Genomic DNA, 17,368 nt, shown 5'->3' on the forward strand with positions numbered 1-17,368 from the left:
TGTCGGGGCCGGTCCGCGCCGGACCGGCCCCGACCTGGTCAGCGCCTCGGCCTGAAGTGGTGCTTCACCATGTAGGCGGTCACCTGCCTGCCGATCTTCGCGCCCGCCACGTCGGCCGCGCGGGTGTGGATGCCGCCCCAGATCCGGGCCTCGGTGACCTCGGCCAGCGCGTGCGAGAAGCCGCGGAAGTGCCTGGTCGTGCCCGCGTCGTGGCTGAACCCGCTGAACGCGATGTCGTCGCGGCCGAAGAAGTGCGTCAGCGCCGACATGCCCGCCCCGCTGAAACACGTGTGCCCGGACGTGTAGTCCGGATGCGGCGGCGTGACCAGCAGCGGCGTCCAGCCGGGATCGGCGGCCGTCTCGGGGTTGCCGTCGCCGTCGGCCTCCCGGATCGCGGTGACCGGCCGCCAGAACGCCCACCGCGCCTTCTCGTTGTAGCAGGCGATCGTCGCGTCGGCCTCGGCCATGCCGACCATCGCGAACATCCGCGCCGTCCGCAGCGTGCTCAGCCGCTGCGTCGTCGCGAGCTGCCGCTTGATCTCCCACTCGGCCAGGTGCCGGTCGTGCCACCAGATCGCGGCCTCCGTCTGGTCGGCCGTGCGCAGCGTGCTGTCCTTGCCGCCGACGGCCTTGACCTCGTTGAAGTCGCGCGCGTACTGCTCGCTGGTCAGCGCCGGTGGGCCCGAGGTGCGGAACATCGACGGGCGCGGGAGCATGAACGGCTTCAGCTCGCCCACCCAGGCGCCGTCCGACCCGAAGCCGGGCGGCGTCGGCCGCCACCGGCCCGGCTCCGTCCCCGTCGGCCACGTCTGATCCCCGAACGCCCCGTCGTCCCGCCGCGCCGCGACCATCGCCGCGGCCGCCCGCGCCCCGACCGCGATCCCGCGCCGTTTGGCCGCCCCGTCGGGGACCGCCGCCAGCGACTCGCCGTACTGCGCCTCCAGCCTCTCCCGCTGCTCCGGGAACAGCGCCCGCAGCACGCCGAACGCCGCCGACGCCACGGCCGCCTCCGTCGACGCGCTCCCGCCGGCCTTCGGCGCCACCAGATACGGCTCGTACGGGCTGCCGGCGATCGCGTTCACCGCGTCGTAGACGGCGCCGTGCACCATGGCGAAGCTGCGCGCCTGCACCTGCGGCTGCTGCCTGGCCACCTCCCAGATCGCCGTCTCGGCGTTCCTGTCCCACACGATGACGGCGTTCTCCGGCGCTCGCGCCTCGGCCGCGCTCGCGCCGGGCGTCCCGGCCACGACGACGAACGCCACCACTGCCCCGACGGCCTTGCGGAATGCGGACATGCAAGCAACGTACCTCCCGGAAGATCGCCTAGATAGGGGCGCCTTCGACCGAGGGTGGAGGGTTCGCCCACCGGGCTTGCTGGTGGGCGGGGGCGCTGGGCGCGGGAAGTCTCCGGGGCCGGTGCAACGACACGCTTGAAGCCATGACTTCAACGGACGACGCGGTCGAGGCCGCGTCCTGGCGGGAACTGCTGGGCCCGCGCCATCTGGGTTCGGCGGTGGTGCTGGCGGGCGGCGTGCTCGTCGGCGCGATCAACATCTACCTGGCCTCCAGCCTGCTGCCCACGGCGGTGGCCGACATCGGGGGCGCCGGCTTCTACGCCTGGAACATGACGTTCTACCTCGTCGCCATGGTGATCGCGACGATGCTGGTCAGCCGGGTGCTGGCCCGGTGGGGGAACGTGGGCGCGTACCTGATGGGGTTCGGCGGGTTCGTGGCGGGGTCGCTGGCGTGCGCGGTGAGCCCGGCGATGCCGGTGCTGCTGGCTGGGCGGGGCGTGCAGGGGCTCGGGGCGGGGCTGCTGTCCGGCCTGGGGTTCGCGGTGATCCACTCGGCGCTGCCGCGCCGGTTGTGGACGCGCGGAAACGCGCTGATGTCGGCGATGTACGGGGTCGGCAACTTCGCGGGTCCGGCGCTCGGGGGGCTGTTCGCGCAGTTCGGGTCCTGGCGGCTGGCGTTCGTGGCGATGGCGGTGATCGGGGCGGTGTGCGCTGGGATCGTGCCCCGGGTGGTGCCGCGCGGTGAGCGCGGGGGAGGGCGGACGCCGGTGCCGGTGGTGTCGCTGGTGCTGGTGACGGCCGCCACGGTGGCCGTGAGCCTGGCGGGGGTGCTGCCCGGGACGGCGGCGATGGCGGCCGGGGTCGCGGTGGCGCTGCTGCTGGTCGGCGGGTTCGTGGCGCATGAGCGGCGCAGCGGGAGGCGGGTGTTCCCCCGGACGACCTACACGGCGGGGTCGGCGCTGAAGTGGGTGTATCTGACGATCGGGCTGCTGACGTTCGGCGTGGCGGTCGAGACGTTCGTGCCGCTGTTCGCGCAGCGGCTGGGCGGGCTGCCTCCGGTGACGGCGGGGCTGCTGGGTGCGGCGGTCTCGCTCGGCTGGTCGCTGACGCAGCTCGGCAGCGCCTCGGCGGCAGGCGGGCGCGCGGTGCGGCGGCTGTGCGTGCTGGGGCCGTTGGTCCTGGCGCTGGGCTTCCTCGCGCAGGGCCTGCTGCTGAGGGACGCGGCGTCGGGCTGGCTGATGCTGGTGTGGGCTCCGGTGCTGGTCGTGGCCGGTTCGGGCATCGGGCTGGCGTATCCGCATCTGTCGGTGGCGGCGATGTCGAGCACGCCGGATCCGGCGGAGGGCCGTCAGGCGGCTGCCGCGATCGCCACGGTGACGAGCCTGTCGATCGCGTTCGGCACGGCGGTGGCCGGGGTGTTGCTCAACGCCGGGGGCGCGTCGATGCTGACCTCTGCCCGGTACGTGCTGTTCGGGTTCGCGCTCGTCTGCGCGGTGGGCGCCGTCACGGCCCGCGCCGCGAACCGGCGGGCCGGTGCGGAGACCCGATAGCGTCGGGTGCATGCGGCTTCATGTGGGTTGTGCGATGTGGACGCACGCGCCGTGGCAGGGTCGGTTCCTCCCCCATCCGCTCGCGCAGGGCGAGCGGCTGCGGGCGTACGCGACGTGGTGCAACGCGGTCGAGGGCAACACGACGTTCTACGCGACGCCGTCGAGGAGCACGGTGGAGACGTGGGCGGCCCAGACCGATCCGGGGTTCAGGTTCGTGGTGAAGCTGCCGAAGGCGATCACGCACGAGCGCCGCCTGACGGGGGCGCAGGAGGAGTTGGGGGCGTTCCTGCACGCGATGGAGCCGCTGGGGCCCCGGGTGCACGCGCTGTGGGTGCAGGTGCCGGGGTCGTTCGGGCCGGGTGACCTGGGCGCGCTGGCCGCGTTCCTCCGCAGGCTGCCCGCGGGGCTGCGCCCGGCGGTGGAGGTGCGGCATCGGGCGTTCTTCGAGGACGAGCGGGCCGTGGGGCAGTTGGAGCGGGTGCTGGCGAGGGCGGGCGCGGAGTGGGTGCCGTTCGACACCACGACGCTGTTCGGCAGCCCGCCGACCAGCGACGCCGAGCGTGACGCGTGGACGAAGAAGCCGCGGGTCCCGCGCCGGGCGCGGGCGCTGACGGACCGGCCGATCGTCCGCTACCTGGGCAGGGACGACGTGGACCGGACGGTGGCGGGCTGGCAGGGCTGGGTCGGCACGGTGGCCGGGTGGCTGCGCGAGGGCCGTTCGCCGACGGTGTTCGTGCACACGCCGGACAACGCCGAGGCGCTGCCGCTCGCCCGGCGCTTCCACGACGAGGTACGGGCCCGGGTCCCCGGGCTGGAGCCGTTGCCCGAGCCGATGCCCGCCGAGCCGCCGACGCTGTTCTGAGCTCGGGATTTCGGCCGCCCGGAACGTGGCATGTACCGGGGGAGGGGCTCGGGAAGCGAGGAGAGGCATGAAAGCTGTCCAGTTGGCCGGCCAGGGGAGCATGCCCGAGGTCGTGACGGTGCCCGACCCCGAGCCGGCTCCCGGTGAGGTGCTGCTCCGGGTCAGGGCGTCCGGGATGTGCCATTCGGACATCGCGGTGATCGAGAACCCGCTGCTCGTCGGGGGCAGCCTGCCGCTGATCCTCGGCCACGAGGGCGCGGGCACGGTGGCGGCGCTCGGCGACGGGGTGACGGGCGTCGAGGTAGGCCAGGACGTGGTGGTGTACGGGCCGTGGGGGTGCGGCACCTGCCGCAACTGCTCCAGGGGCGCGGAGAACTACTGCACCCGGGCCCAGGACCTCGCCATCAAGCCGCCCGGCCTGGGCGCTCCCGGCGCCATGGCCGAGTACATGATCGTCGACGACGTCCGCCACCTGGTCCCGGTGGAAGGGCTGGACCTGGCGCAGGCGGCGCCGCTGACCGACGCGGGGCTCACGCCTTACCACGCGATCAAGCGGAGCCTGGCCAAGCTGGTGCCGGGCAGCACGGCGGTGGTCATCGGGACGGGCGGGCTGGGCCACATGGCGGTCCAGATCCTGCGGGCGATGAGCGCGACGCGGGTGATCGCGCTCGACATCAGCGAGGAGAAGCTGGAGCTGGCCAGGGAGATCGGCGCGCACGAGACCGTGGTCTCCGACGAGGCCGCCGCCGGCCGGGTGCGGGAGCTGACCGGCGGGCTGGGCGCCGACCTGGTGCTGGACTTCGTCGGCATCCAGCCCACCGTGACGCTGGCGGGCGCGTGCGCGGGGGTGTGCTCGGACGTGACGATCGTCGGGGTGGCGGACGGCCGCCTGCCCGTCGGGTTCGGCAGCGGCCCGTACGAGATGGCGGTGTCGGTCCCCTACTGGGGCGGCCGGGACGAGCTCATCGAGGTGCTGGCGCTGGCCCGGTCGGGCGCCATCGGCGTGCGCGTGGAGCCGCACTCGCTCGACGAGGCGCCGCGCACGTACCAGCGCCTGCACGACAACGAGATCGTCGGCCGGGCCGTCATCGTCCCATGAGGTCGCGCAGCTCGTGGCTGATCCGCATCGAGCAGAACCGGGGCCCGCACATCGAGCAGAAGTGCGCGTTCTTGGCGGGTTCGGCGGGCAGCGTCTCGTCGTGGAAGGCCCGCGCGGTGGCCGGGTCGAGCGACAGGTCGAACTGGTCCTCCCAGCGGAACTCGAACCGGGCGTCCGACAGCGCGTCGTCCCACGCCCGGGCCTGCGGGTGGCCCTTGGCGAGGTCGGCGGCGTGCGCGGCGATCTTGTACGTGATCACGCCGGTCTTGACGTCGTCCCTGTTGGGCAGGCCGAGGTGCTCCTTGGGCGTGACGTAGCAGAGCATCGCGGTGCCGTACCAGCCGATCATGGCGGCGCCGATGCCCGAGGTGATGTGGTCGTAGCCGGGCGCGATGTCGGTGACCAGCGGGCCGAGCGTGTAGAAGGGGGCGTCGTCGCAGATCTCGCGCTGGAGGTCGACGTTCTCCTTGATCTTGTGCATGGGCACGTGGCCGGGGCCCTCGATCATCACCTGGACGTCGTGGTCGCGGGCGATCCTGGTCAGCTCGCCCAGCGTGCGCAGCTCGGCGAACTGGGCCTCGTCGTTGGCGTCGGCGATCGAGCCGGGGCGCAGGCCGTCGCCCAGCGAGAACGACACGTCGTAGGCGGCGAAGATCTCGCACATGTCGGCGAAGCGCTCGTACAGGAAGCTCTCGCGCCCGTGGGCCACGCACCAGGCGGCCATGATCGAGCCGCCCCGGGAGACGATGCCGGTCTTGCGCCCGGCGGTCAGCGGGACGAACGCGCGGCGCACGCCGGCGTGCACGGTCATGTAGTCGACGCCCTGCTCGCACTGCTCGATCAGCGTCTCGCGGAACACCTCCCACGACAGCTCGGCCGCCAGCCCGCCGACCTTCTCCAGCGCCTGGTAGAGCGGCACGGTGCCGACCGGGACGGGGGAGTTGCGGATGATCCGCTCGCGGGTGGCGTGGATGTCGCGGCCGGTCGACAGGTCCATGATCGTGTCGGCGCCCCACCGGGTGGCCCAGGTCATCTTCTCGACCTCCTCGGCGATCGAGGAGGTGACCGCCGAGTTGCCGATGTTGGCGTTGATCTTCACGAGGAAGTTGCGGCCGATGATCATCGGTTCGGACTCGGGGTGGTTGACGTTGGCGGGGATGATGGCCCGGCCCGCGGCGACCTCCTGCCGGACGAACTCCGGCTCGACGCCCTCCCGGACCGCCACGAACTCCATCTCGGGCGTGATCGTCCCGGCCCGCGCGCAGCCCACCTGCGTGACGGGCCCGCCGGCGCGGGCCCGGATCCACTCCGCGCGCCTCGGCGCCAGCCCCCGGGCCAGGTCGACGGTGACCTCCGGGTCGGTGTACGGGCCCGAGGTGTCGTACAGGCGGACGCGCTCGCCGTTGGACAGCCTGATCTCGCGCATCGGCACGCGGAGATCCCCGGTGTAGACCTTGGAAAAACGCGCGTCGCTCATCGCGCAACTCCCTTCGCCGGCATTACCCGGAGCAGGTTCTGGCGGTCGGCGGCTGGGCAGCCGTCCTCTCAGCCCGGTCGCACCGGGCTCCCGCGTTGGACCCGGTCAACGTAACCCGGCGAAGAAAGTCATGCAAGATCGGCCGAATTAGTGGCGGCCGTTTATGGCTCAGTCGAGGCCGAGTTCGCGGCGGGCGCGGGCGTAGCGGCGGCCGGGGGTGAGCGAGCCGGCCGACCAGGGCAGGATCTCCGGGACGCGGCGGCCGGCGTTCATGAGCAGGCTCTGGGCGCGCGCGTGGTGGCCGCCGTAGTAGAAGGCGGCGCCGAACAGGTGCATCGCCTCCACGGACCGGGGGTGCGGCCGGGGCCTGGCGTGCCAGGTGTCGACGGCGTCGATCAGCTCCTCGGCCACGTACGGGTCGCGGAAGTGCGCTTCGAGCACCTCCTGGGCGTCGCGGCCCGAGGCGGCGATCTCGCTCCAGGCGACCTCGAAGTGGGCCAGCGGCAGCATCGCGGTGACCAGGTCGCCGGGGCCGGCGGTGGCCGCGGCGGTGCGGGCGAAGGCCAGCACCTCCTCGTCGGAGCCGTGCCACTTGCCGCACAGCGCCTGGGCGCGGGTGTAGTGCCCGGCGAACAGGCGGGGCGCGCGGCTGGTCAGCTCCTCCCACAGGCGGTCCAGCTCGTCCCGGTCGCCCAGGCCCATGGCCTGCCACTGCAGGACGTCCCACGGCACCGGGTCTCCGGGGTCCGCCTCGGCGGCCCGGCGCAGCGGCCCGGCGGCGGTGGCGAGCTGCTCGTGGAAACGGCCGGTGAGGTCGTCGCGCAGCTCCCAGGCGTGCTGCACCCGGGCCGCGCCCAGCCACAGCAGCGCGTCGGGGTCGTCGCCGGCCAGCCGCTCCAGCGCGTCGAGGTGCGCCTCGGCGGCCGTGGCGAGCTCGGTGACGCGCAGGGCACGCAGCTCGTGGTCGTCGCGGGCCTGCCTGATCAGGTCCAGGCCGCGCTCCAGCCGCCCGGCGCGGACGCGGCGCAGGGCCACGTCCAGCGCGGGGTCGTGCCACGCCCTGCCCACCTGCATGCGGGAGGTCTTCTCCAGGACGAACGCGGCGGCGCGAAACACCTTGACCGGGATCACGGCTGATGAATATCGCGAAGTGTCGTGCCGGCGCAATGAGAAATACGCCATGTCGGATCATTGAGCTTATTAAGCTGCGGTTATATGGCACGACAATTGCTCTGGCCATTTTCAGCTTATCTCGGTGACGCCCGGAGGTATCCCGATGTGCGGTGAACCGCTGATGCCGGCTCCGGTGGCCGCCGCACTCGACGAGTACCGGAGGCTGCGCGACAGGCACGGGCCGTGCTGGGGCGAGGAGCCGCTGGCGTACGTGACCCAGGCCCGGGCCACGGTCTTCCTCGACCGGCGCCACGACTACTGGGGCCCGGCGCTGCGCCAGCTCGCCGAGCGCTTCCCGGGGGAGGACCCGGCGCACCGGCTCGGCGAGGTGGACGTGGACCGCGTCGTGCGTGACGCGCTCGGCGGCGACGTGCCCGACAACCTGCCCGCGCTCCGGCTGACGCCCGCCGGGCACGAGCTGCGGGCCGTCACCCGGGTGGCCTTCGGCGAGTTCCGCACGGCGCTGCTGCTCGACTCCGGCCGCGACGAACCGGTCACCGTCGTCGTCGACGGCAGCCCGTACGAGATCGGGCCGCGCGGCGCGAAGGTGGTCGAGGTGGCGCGGGAGGTGGTCGCCGACGGGACGCCGGTGGATTTGTCGCCGCTGTTCCGCCGGGCCGAGCGGGCCGAGCTGAGGCTGCGGGCGGGGTTCCCGTGCCGGTGGAGCGTGGTGGGGGCTGACGGGCAGGGCTGGTATCCCGAGGGCGCGCCGCCCAAGCTCGACGCGCATCGCCGGCCGTACTTCCACGGTGACGACGTGGTGCTCGCGGTGCCCGCTGAGCCGCTCACGGTGACGGTGGCGCGCGGCATGGAGTACCTGGAGTCCGAGGTCGCCGTGACGCCGGAAGCGGGGCGCGAGACGCTGGTCGAGCTGGCCCCCGGGCGGCTCTACGACGCGGCGGCGCGCGGCTGGTACGGCGGCGACCTGCACGTGCACCTCAACTGGATGGGCGAGGAGCCGGCCGAGCCGGCGCTCGCGGCGGCCGCCCAGCACGGCGAGGACCTGCACGTGCTCAACCTGGTGGCGGGCAACGTGGCGGGCGAGCGGGTCTACGACGTGGAGGCGCTGGCCCACTGGACGGGCCGGGACCTGCCGTGGTCCGACGACCGGCACCTGGCCAGGATCGGCGTCGAGTACCGCAACGACCTGGTCGGGCACCTCGGCGCCTTCGGGCCGCGCGGCCTGCCCGGACGCTTCCACACGGGGTTCGCCGGGACGGCCGACTGGCCGCCGAACGCCGCCGCCTGCCAGGAGCTGCGCGAGCTCGGCGCGGTGGTGGGCTACGGGCACCCGTTCCACGTCGCGTTCGCCGACGACGACCCGCCCGACGTGGTGATCGACCGGGACCGTGACTGCTCGGCCAGGGAGATCGTGGCCGACGCGGCACTCGGCCTGGTCGACACGCTGGACGTGCTCAACCACTCGTCCATCGACGCCACCGCGGCCGTGTACCGGCGGCTGATCGGGGCGGGCAACCGGATCACGGTCACCGCGGGCACCGACGCGGTGCTGTCGTTCTGCCGGCGCGCCACCGCCTCCGCCCCGCCCGGCTGGGAGCGGGTGTACGCGCGCGTCGACGGCCCGCTGACCGCCGAGTCCTACGCCGAGGCGATCCTGCTCGGCCGCACGTTCGCCACCACCGGGCCGTGGCTGGAGCTCACGGTGAACGGCGAGGGGCCCGGCGCCACGCTGGACGTCGCGCCGGGGGAGCGGGTGGAGATCGCGGTGGCCTCGATCGGGCCCGAGGTCGAGACGCTGGAGATCCGCACCGCCGACGGGGTGCTCGCGCAGGGCCCGCCCGGCACGCTGGCCGCGACGCTGGTGGCGCGGGAGCCGACGTACGTGGTGGCCGTCGCCCACGGCGGCCCGCACCCGCGCGCCCAGCACCGGCGCGGCGCCTACGCCCACACCAGCCCGGTCTACCTGGACGTGGCCGGCGGGCACGTGGCCCGGCTGGCGGACGTGCGCTGGTGCCTGGCCTGGCTGGACCGGCTGGCCGAGGTGGTGCGCGAGTTCGGCCGCTTCGACACCGACGAGCAGTACGGCGACCACCTCGACCTGTACGAACGCGCCAGGAAGGTGTATCGGAGCCGGCTCCCCTGATCTGTGCATTTTTGCCTGGAACGCTGCCGCAGATCATGTCGATGATCGGGCATGGACGGTGTTCTGCTCGGCAACAGCCCGCTGTTCGCCAGCTCGGATCTCGACGAGGTGCGGGAGCAGGTCGGACGGGTGTTCTGCCCGCACCGGCTGGACGTGACCGGCGACGCCGGGCTGCTGGCCGCCCGCTTCAACTCCGCGCAGCTCGGCTCCGTGCGCGTCAGCTACCTCGACTACGGCGCCGAGGTGCGCATCGAGCCGGGCGAGCTGGAGTCGTTCTACCTGGTGCAGATCCCGATCGCCGGGCGCAGCCTGATCCGGTGCGGCGGCCAGGAGATCGTCTCGACGCCGGGGCTGGCCTCGCTGCCCTCGCCGACCGAGCGCCTGGACATGCGCTGGGGCGCGGGCTGCCCGCAGCTCATCGTCAAGTTCGACCGGCAGGCCGTGGAAGGCGCGGTCGAGCAGTTGCTCGGCGAACCGGTCGCCGAGCCGATGGTGTTCGACCTGGGCGTGGACCTGACCGGCGCGTGGGGGCAGGGCTGGCGGGCGATGGCCGGGCTGCTCGTCGGCGCCGCCGAGACCGGAGGCGCGCAGCCGCTGGCCGCCGCCCATCTGGAGAACGCCTTGCTGTTCAGCCTCGTCACCACGCAGCCGTCCAACTACCTGGGCCGGCTGATCGCGCCCCGGCCCGCGGCGGTGCCCAAGGTGGTGCGCCGGGCGATGGCGTTCATCGACGAGCACGCCCACCTGCCGATCACCACCGGCGACGTGGCGCGGGCCGTGGCCGTGAGCGTCCGCTCGCTCCAGGAGGGCTTCCGCGCCCACCTCGGGATCACCCCGATGGCGCACCTGCGCGACGTGCGGATGGCCCGGGTGCACGCCGAGCTGCTGGCGGGCGACCCGGCCCGGTGCACGGTGACCACGGTCGCCGCCCGGTGGGGTTTCCTCCACCAGGGCCGCTTCGCCGCCGCCTACCGCGACAGGTACGGCCGCGCGCCCTCGGCCACGCTGCGGCTGAGCTGACTCCGCGTCCAGCGGACGGGATCCGCGCTCAGCGGATGGCTCGGCCGGGGGGCCGGAAAATACCGTTCCCGGTATGCGAAAGATTCTGATCGTCGGCGCCGGGCAGTCTGGACTGCACCTGGCGCTCGGGCTGCTGAAGAACGGTTACGACGTCACCGTGGTCTCCAACCGGACCCCGGACGACATCCGCGACGGCCGGGTCATGTCGAGCCAGGCCATGTTCGGCACCACGCTGGGCCACGAGCGCGCGCTCGGCCTGGACCACTGGCCGCACTGCCCGCCCATCGACGGCATCCGGTTCGCCGTCGCGGGGCCCGACGGCGGCCAGGCGATCGGCTGGGCGGCCCGGCTGCGCGAGCCCGCCCGCAGCGTCGACCAGCGGGTCAAGATGCCCGCCTGGCTGGCCGAGGTGGAGGAGCTGGGCGGCCGGGTCGAGATCCGCGACGTGACGCCCGCCGACCTGGAGGCCTACGCCGCCACGCACGACCTGGTCCTGGTGGCCGCCGGCAAGGGCAAGATCGCTTCGCTGTTCGAGCGGGACGCCGCCAGGTCCCCCTACGACGCGCCGCAGCGGGCGCTCGCGCTCACCTACGTCACCGGCCTGACGCCCAGGCCGGAGCACTCGGCGGTGTGCTTCAACGTGATCCCGGGCGTGGGCGAGTACTTCGTCTTCCCCGCGCTGACCGTGGCCGGCCCGTGCGAGATCATGGTGTTCGAGGGCGTCCCGGGCGGCCCGATGGACTGCTGGGGCGAGGTGCGCACCCCCGCCGAGCACCTGGCCACGAGCCGGTCGATCCTGGAGACGTTCCTGCCGTGGGAGGCCGCCCGGTGCGACGGGATCGAGCTGACCGACGCGATGGGCACGCTGACCGGGCGGTTCGCGCCGACCGTGCGGCGGCCGGTCGCGGTGCTGCCCACCGGCGCCCCGGTGCTGGGCGTCGCCGACGTGGTGGTGCTCAACGACCCCATCACCGGCCAGGGCGCGGGCAACGCGGCCCGGTGCGCCGCCGCCTACCTCCAGGCGATCCTGGAGCACGGCGACCGGCCGTTCGACCAGGCGTGGATGGAGCGCACGTTCGAGCGGTTCTGGGAGCAGGCGCGGCACGTCACCGACTGGACCAACGCGCTGCTCGCCCCGCCCCCGCCGCACGTGCTGGAGATCCTCGGCGCGGCCGGGTCGCTGCCCGAGGTGGCCTCGCGCTTCGTCAACGGCTTCGACGACCCGACGGACTTCGCCGAGTGGTTCATGGACCCGGACAGCGCCCGGCGCTATCTGGCCGAGGTGTCGTCATGAGGGCGCTGCGTGACGCGCTCGGCCGCTACGCCACCGGGGTGGCCGTGGTGACCACCGCCCTGCCCGGCGAGCGCGCCGGGCTCACGGTGAACTCCTTCGCCTCGGTGTCGCTGGACCCGGCCCTGGTGCTGTGGTGCCTGTCGAGCCGGGCGCCGAGCGCGCCCGCGTTCCTGCGGGCCGGCCGGTTCGGGGTGAACGTGCTGGCCGCCGGGCAGGAGGAGCTGTCGCGGCGGTTCAGCAGGCCGGCTCCGGACAAGTTCGACGGGGTGGCGACGCGGCTGACGCCCACGGGGCTGCCGGCGCTGGCGGGCGCGCTGGCGTTCTTCGCCTGTCGTACGGTGAGCGCGCAGGAGGCGGGCGACCATCTGGTGATGGTGGGGGAGATCGAGCACTTCGAGTGGCAGGAGGGCGACCCGCTGGTCTTCCACGCGGGCCGCTATCGGGAGCTGTGCGCCAGGGACGGCGCGCTGGCGCGGATCGGCGCCTGAACGGTCAGACGGCGCACAGCTCCGGCTCGACGGGGGAGGGGTCGTCGAGCCCGTGGAGCAGGATCGCGGCCAGCTCGCGGCGCTGGACGCTGGTGAGCGTCATGGGGAGCACGATCGGCATCAGCTCGATCGCCCCGGCGGGCAGCTCCCGGACATGGCAGGGCAGGAGGGAGAAGGTGTGAACCACCCGCTCACTATCGCAGGCCCCACCGACAAGATCAGCCCGTTTTACCGGCCTCTGACGACAGGCGCTCGTGGAAGGGGCGGCGCCTGAGCGCGTCGGCGGCGGCCTGGAGGACGTCGGTGAGCGGCATGGGGAGCTCGGCGTCCAGGGCGCGCACGGCGCGCTCGGTGGCGGCCCACTCGGCCTCGATGGCGGGCAGCGCCCGGCGGGTCTGGTCGGTCAGGTGGACGATGCGGCGGCGGGCGTCGCTCCCCTTGGCGAGGGTGACCCAGCCGGCGCGGCGCATCTGCTCGACGGTCTGGCTGGCGGCGGAGTGGGTGACGCCGGTGGCCTCGGCGAGGTCGCGGATCGCCATCGGCCCGGCGGATGCCAGGGCGCGGACGGCGGGGGAGAAGCGCGGCCGGTAACCCTCCAGGCCCTGCTCGGCGTAGGTGGCGGCGATGGCGGAGTCCATCAGGTCGTGAAGGTGGCGCAGCAGCGTGCCGAGGCTCGCGGTCATGGGGCTAATATAACAGCGCTGTTAGATCTGAGCCCCATCGGGAGGAGCGCGACCATGTATCCGCGAATTGACCCGTACGACCAGGGAATGCTCGACGTGGGCGACGGCAACCTCGTCCACTGGGAGGTGAGCGGCAACCCCGACGGCAAGCCCGCCGTCATCGTGCACGGCGGGCCGGGGTCCGGGGCCGGGCCGCGCTGGCGTGAATACTTCGACCCGGAGCGCTATCGGCTGGTCCTGTTCGACCAGCGCGGGTGCGGGCGCAGCACGCCCGACGCCGCCGACCCTGACACCGACCTGTCCGTCAACACGACCGACCACCTGCTGGCCGACATGGAGCTGCTGCGCGAGCACCTGGGCATCGACCGCTGGCAGCTCTTCGGCGGCTCCTGGGGCACCACGCTGGGCCTGGCCTACGCCGTGCGCCACCCGGACCGGGTCACCGAGGTGATCATGTCGGGGGTCGCCACCACGCGCAGGCACGAGGTCGACTGGATCACCAGGGGCGTCGGGCGCTACTTCCCCGAGGAGTGGGAACGCTTCCGCGACGGCGTGCCGGAGAAGGACCGCGACGGCGACCTCGCCGACGCCTACGCGCGCCTGCTCGCCGACCCCGACCCGGCCGTGCGCGATCGTGCGGCCCGCGAGTGGTGCCGCTGGGAGGACTCCCACGTACGGGTGAACGCCGACCACCAGCCCGATCCGAAGTTCGAGGACCCGGTGTTCCGGATGCGGTTCGTCCGGCTGGTGACCCACTACTGGCGCAACGCCGCCTGGCTGCCCGACGACGAGATCATCACCGGCGTCGAGCGCCTGGGGCACGTGCCCGGGGTCCTGGTGCACGGCCGGCTCGACATCAGCACGCCCCTCCAGACGGCCTGGGACCTGTCGCGGGCGTGGCCGGGCTGCGAGCTGATCGTGGTCGAGGGCGCGGGGCACTCCAACGCCTACGCGGGCGTCAGGGAGGCTCTGCTGGCCGCCACCGACCGGTTCGCCCGTTAGCGGTCGTCGTCCTCGTCGACCAGGGTGTCGAGGGCGCGGGTGACGGCGTCGCCCAGCGGCCGGAACGCCTCGGTGAGGGCCTCGGCCAGTGGCGCGAAGATCTCGGTGACCTCGCGCAGGAGGTCGTCGCCCTTGTTCTCGGGAGGCGCCCAGCGCATCGCGTCGGCGCTCAGCGTCTCCCACTCGTCGACGACGCCGTCGATGGCGTCGAGCACGTGATCGGGATCTCTCGGCATGACGTTCTCCAAGAGAAGGAAACTGGTCCTCCCACGGTAACCCGCTAGCCGGGGATCGACACCCCGACCCCGCCCCGGGTCTGCCCGCCGTATCGGGCCCGGTCGGCGGCCAGGTCCAGCGGCCGGATGCGGGACCGGGCCGCGAGCAGGGCCTCGTCGACGAACGCGGCGGGCACCAGCCAGGAGACCTCGAACTCCAGGCCGTCGGGGTCGCGCGCGTACAGGGCCTTGGTGGTGGCGTGGTCGGAGGCGCCGACGAGCGCGCCGAGCTCGCTCAGCCTGGCGGAGATGCGCTCCAGCTCGTCGAGCGTGTCGACCTCCCACGCCAGGTGGTAGAGGCCGACGGCGGTGCGCCCGGCGGGTGACGGGCCGGCGTCCTGGCCGATCTGGAACAGGCCGAGGTCGTGGTCGTTGGTCGAGCCCGGCGCCTGGAGGAAGGCCGCGCCCGGCATGCCCATGACGACCTCGAAGCCGAGCGCCTCGCGGTAGAAGGCGACGCTGCGCTCGACGTCCCGGACGTACAGGACGGCGTGGTTGAGTCGCTGGACAGGCATGACGGGCCCCTTTCGTTTTGTTCAAATTTATATGAGGCGTCAACTAAGCCGACGCGAGAGCCGGAGCGCGAAAACTGTCGCCGGCACCCCGTAAGGTCTACGGCGGTAGCCGAGTGAGGAGACGGGATGCGTGAGACGGAAGAGGCGCTGTTCAGGGTGGTCCACTCGATCGCGGGGCGGCTGGCCGGCCAGCCCGTGCCCGTGGTGATGGACGCGCTGGCCCGGCAGCTCCCTCCGACCCCCGGCATCAACCTGGCGGAGATCCGGCGCATCGCCGAGGAGATCAGCGTCGGCCGCGACCCGTCAGGCCTCTGACGGCACCTGCTCCCGCATCCGCCACGGCGACCCGTACTCCTCCAGCAGGTCCAGGAACGGGCGGGCCGGAAACGCCTCGGGGCCGAGCACGCCGGTGCCCTTCCACGCGCCGGTGGCCAGCAGCTCCAGCGCAACGACCGGGTTGACGGCGGTCTGCCACACGACCGCCTGGGAGCCGTACTCGCTCATCGACCACTGGTTGTCGACCACGTGATAGAGGTAGACCTCGCGCGGTGACCCGCCGCTGACGCCCTTCACCCAGGTGCCGGCGCAGGTCTTGCCGCGCATCCTGGCGCCCAGCCCGGCGGGGTCGGGCAGCACGGCGGCCAGCAGGTCGCGCGGCGAGACGCGGGCCGGGCCCTCGTCGGTCGGCACGGTCACCGGGTCGGTGCGGTCGAGGCCGAGCGCGCGCAGGGTCTTGAGCTTGGCGATGAAGTCCTCGCCGAGCCCGTACTTGAAGGTGACCCGGCCGGCGTCGACCCAGCGGGGGACCAGCAGCACCTCCTCGTGCTCGACGTTCACGCACTCCACCGGGCCGATGCCCTCGGGGAAGTCGAAGACCTCCGGCTCGCTGAACGGCTCGGTGGTGTACCAGCCGCGGTCCTGCTCGTAGATGAGCGGCGGGTTGAGGCACTCCTCGATCGTCGTCCAGATGGAGAACGACGGCGCGAACTCGTAGCCGTCCACGGTCAGGTTGGCGCCGTCGCGGATGCCGATCTCCTCGATCTCGTCGAAGAGCTCGTCGGCGGCGTAGCGGGCGAAGACGTCGGCGAGGCCCGGCTCGACGCCCATCCCGACGAGCGCGAGCCGCCCGGCGTCCGTCCACGCGCCGGCGCGGGCGAACTGCTCGTCGCCGAGCTTGACCCCGGCCTTCTCGTACGGCCGCTCGGGGTGCGGCCTGGACATGGACATGGCCATGTCCAGATAGTCGGCCCCGGCCGCGAGCGCCGCCTCGAACAGCGGCATCACGAAGCGCGGGTCGGTGGCGTTGAGCAGCACGTCGCAACGGTGCTCGCGGAGCAGGTCGGTGACCGCGGCCTGGTCGGATGCGTCGGCGCGCACGGCGGTGAAGCGGCGCGGGTCCAGCGGCGCAACGGCCGCCTCGGCACGGGACAGGTCGTAGTCAGCGACCACCATATGGTCGAAGAACGAGCGGCGGGTGGCGATGCGGGTGACGGCGGTGCCCACACCGCCGGCGCCCATGAGCAGAACACGCATGACAACTCTCCCCAAATCGGTGTTCTCCCAGGAAAGGCCAGTAGGCTCGTCAACGTCAATGGTGTTGGCATAAGGGGTGACATGGCCAAGCGAGTGGTTCCCGACGCGGCACGCCAGCGGCGCCGCCGCACCAAGGAAGGCCAGGTGCTCACCCACGACCTCATCGTGGAGACCGCCCTGCGCATGCTGCGCGAGCACGGCGCCGCCGGGCTCACCGCCCGGCGGCTCGGCCTGGCCTTGGGCGCCGACGCGAGCACGATCTACCGCTACTTCCGCGGCATGGACGACCTCACGCTGGCCATCGCCGACGAACTGTTCGCGCACGCCCTGACCGGCTGGCGGGCCACCGGCGACTGGCGCGCCGACCTGCGCAGTCTCGGCCTCAGCATCTACGACGCCTACCTGGCCCACCCGCAGGCGGCGGTGCTGACGGCCAGCCGGGTGGCGGGCCGGCCGCACGAGGTGGCGGTGGACGAGACGATCCTGGCGATCCTGCGCACGGCGGGCTTCCCCGACCCCGACGCGGTCCGGATCTACCACGCCTTCATCGACCAGGCGCTCGGCTTCGCCGTGCTGGACGCGGCCACGCTCGCCCTGCCCCCGGCCACGCGGGCGGCCGACGAGCAGGTCTGGCAGGCCACCTACGCCCGCCTGCCCGCCGCCACGCACCCGCACATCGCCGCCACGGCCCACCTGCTGGTGGCCAACATGAACGACAGCGCCTACCCGGCCGCCCTGGACCTGCTCCTGGCCAGTGCCACGGCGCAACTGGCCGCCCTCTAGGGGCAACGCCGTTCAGTTAGGGCTGGGGTCGTGGCGTCAAGGGCTGGCCCGGAGCATGTTGATGCTGATGGTGGCTTTGTAGGTGGTCCGGTCGATGGCGGGTCCGCGGGCGTTGTATTTGGAGATCGCGCGTTTGACGATGCGGTCTTTGGTGCGGACCCGCCGGGCGGGCAAGAGGTGGGCCAGGACGTGACGCCCGATGCTGCCGATCAGGT

18 protein-coding genes and 1 riboswitch are annotated in these 17,368 nt (G+C 73.0%); of the genes, 10 read left to right on the top strand and 8 right to left on the bottom strand.

Annotated features, from left to right (window positions below):
• Positions 1-38: 38 nt before the first annotated feature.
• Positions 39-1,295 (bottom strand): hypothetical protein, encoded by a 1,257-nt coding sequence (locus ACBI99_RS38830; RefSeq protein WP_375074753.1) that lies wholly within the window; start codon positions 1,293-1,295, stop codon positions 39-41.
• 143 nt (positions 1,296-1,438) lie between these two features.
• On the opposite strand from ACBI99_RS38830, the gene ACBI99_RS38835 reads away from it, so the two are divergent.
• From ACBI99_RS38835 to ACBI99_RS38845, 3 genes are all read left to right on the top strand, one after another.
• Positions 1,439-2,845 carry an MFS transporter gene (locus ACBI99_RS38835; RefSeq protein ID WP_375074754.1) on the top strand — a complete coding sequence of 469 codons (1,407 nt, stop codon included), beginning with the start codon at positions 1,439-1,441 and terminating at the stop codon, positions 2,843-2,845.
• Positions 2,846-2,855: 10 nt separating this feature from the next.
• Positions 2,856-3,707 carry a DUF72 domain-containing protein gene (locus tag ACBI99_RS38840; RefSeq protein WP_375074755.1) on the top strand — a complete coding sequence of 284 codons (852 nt, stop codon included), beginning with the start codon at positions 2,856-2,858 and terminating at the stop codon, positions 3,705-3,707.
• 67 nt (positions 3,708-3,774) lie between these two features.
• Positions 3,775-4,806 (top strand): NAD(P)-dependent alcohol dehydrogenase, encoded by a 1,032-nt coding sequence (locus tag ACBI99_RS38845; protein WP_375074756.1) that lies wholly within the window; start codon positions 3,775-3,777, stop codon positions 4,804-4,806.
• Here ACBI99_RS38845 and thiC read toward each other — a convergent pair.
• Positions 4,793-6,283: a phosphomethylpyrimidine synthase ThiC gene (gene thiC / locus ACBI99_RS38850; RefSeq protein WP_375074757.1), complete on the bottom strand. Its 1,491-nt coding sequence runs from the start codon at positions 6,281-6,283 to the stop codon at positions 4,793-4,795. The two genes, ACBI99_RS38845 and thiC, sit on opposite strands and share 14 nt — an antisense overlap.
• Positions 6,275-6,387: riboswitch (TPP riboswitch) on the bottom strand. It overlaps the preceding gene by 9 nt.
• A 64-nt stretch (positions 6,388-6,451) precedes the next feature.
• A complete protein-coding gene (locus tag ACBI99_RS38855; protein ID WP_357591760.1) occupies positions 6,452-7,414 on the bottom strand; it encodes a hypothetical protein in 963 nt (320 codons plus the stop codon).
• 145 nt (positions 7,415-7,559) lie between these two features.
• Between ACBI99_RS38855 and ACBI99_RS38860 the strand changes: the two genes are divergently transcribed.
• From ACBI99_RS38860 to ACBI99_RS38875, 4 genes are all read left to right on the top strand, one after another.
• Positions 7,560-9,560, top strand: coding sequence for a CehA/McbA family metallohydrolase (locus ACBI99_RS38860; RefSeq protein WP_375074758.1), 2,001 nt, complete (start codon positions 7,560-7,562; stop codon positions 9,558-9,560).
• Positions 9,561-9,611: 51 nt separating this feature from the next.
• Complete coding sequence (locus ACBI99_RS38865; RefSeq protein ID WP_375074759.1) at positions 9,612-10,580, top strand: AraC family transcriptional regulator; 969 nt, start codon at positions 9,612-9,614, stop codon at positions 10,578-10,580.
• 73 nt (positions 10,581-10,653) lie between these two features.
• A complete protein-coding gene (locus ACBI99_RS38870; protein WP_219498832.1) occupies positions 10,654-11,874 on the top strand; it encodes a styrene monooxygenase/indole monooxygenase family protein in 1,221 nt (406 codons plus the stop codon).
• On the top strand, positions 11,871-12,362 hold the full coding sequence (locus tag ACBI99_RS38875) for a flavin reductase family protein (RefSeq protein ID WP_219498835.1): 492 nt from the start codon (positions 11,871-11,873) through the stop codon (positions 12,360-12,362). The genes ACBI99_RS38870 and ACBI99_RS38875 overlap by 4 nt, the downstream gene beginning before the upstream one ends.
• Before the next feature lie 4 nt (positions 12,363-12,366).
• Here the strand turns inward: ACBI99_RS38875 and ACBI99_RS38880 are convergent, their stop codons facing one another.
• Positions 12,367-12,549, bottom strand: a complete 183-nt coding sequence (locus ACBI99_RS38880; RefSeq protein WP_219498838.1) for a hypothetical protein — start codon at positions 12,547-12,549, stop codon at positions 12,367-12,369.
• A 31-nt stretch (positions 12,550-12,580) separates the two neighbouring features.
• Positions 12,581-13,045 (bottom strand): MarR family winged helix-turn-helix transcriptional regulator, encoded by a 465-nt coding sequence (locus ACBI99_RS38885; protein ID WP_375074760.1) that lies wholly within the window; start codon positions 13,043-13,045, stop codon positions 12,581-12,583.
• Positions 13,046-13,099: 54 nt separating this feature from the next.
• Between ACBI99_RS38885 and pip the strand changes: the two genes are divergently transcribed.
• Entirely contained in the window at positions 13,100-14,047 is a 948-nt protein-coding gene (gene pip, locus ACBI99_RS38890; protein ID WP_375074761.1) for a prolyl aminopeptidase, read from the top strand.
• On the opposite strand, the gene ACBI99_RS38895 is transcribed toward pip, so the two are convergent.
• Positions 14,044-14,283 carry a hypothetical protein gene (locus ACBI99_RS38895; RefSeq protein ID WP_219498861.1) on the bottom strand — a complete coding sequence of 80 codons (240 nt, stop codon included), beginning with the start codon at positions 14,281-14,283 and terminating at the stop codon, positions 14,044-14,046. The two genes, pip and ACBI99_RS38895, sit on opposite strands and share 4 nt — an antisense overlap.
• 44 nt (positions 14,284-14,327) lie before the next feature.
• Entirely contained in the window at positions 14,328-14,837 is a 510-nt protein-coding gene (locus tag ACBI99_RS38900) for a VOC family protein (protein ID WP_375074762.1), read from the bottom strand.
• Positions 14,838-14,963: 126 nt separating this feature from the next.
• On the opposite strand from ACBI99_RS38900, the gene ACBI99_RS38905 reads away from it, so the two are divergent.
• Positions 14,964-15,152, top strand: coding sequence for a hypothetical protein (locus ACBI99_RS38905; protein ID WP_375074763.1), 189 nt, complete (start codon positions 14,964-14,966; stop codon positions 15,150-15,152).
• Here ACBI99_RS38905 and ACBI99_RS38910 read toward each other — a convergent pair.
• Entirely contained in the window at positions 15,141-16,370 is a 1,230-nt protein-coding gene (locus ACBI99_RS38910) for a saccharopine dehydrogenase family protein (protein WP_375074764.1), read from the bottom strand. The two genes, ACBI99_RS38905 and ACBI99_RS38910, sit on opposite strands and share 12 nt — an antisense overlap.
• An 81-nt stretch (positions 16,371-16,451) precedes the next feature.
• Between ACBI99_RS38910 and ACBI99_RS38915 the strand changes: the two genes are divergently transcribed.
• Complete coding sequence (locus ACBI99_RS38915; RefSeq protein WP_357591746.1) at positions 16,452-17,153, top strand: TetR/AcrR family transcriptional regulator; 702 nt, start codon at positions 16,452-16,454, stop codon at positions 17,151-17,153.
• The last annotated feature ends 215 nt before the right edge of the window (positions 17,154-17,368 follow it).

It is taken from the genome of Nonomuraea sp. ATR24, assembly GCF_041950485.1.
GTDB lineage: Bacteria > Actinomycetota > Actinomycetes > Streptosporangiales > Streptosporangiaceae > Nonomuraea > Nonomuraea ceibae.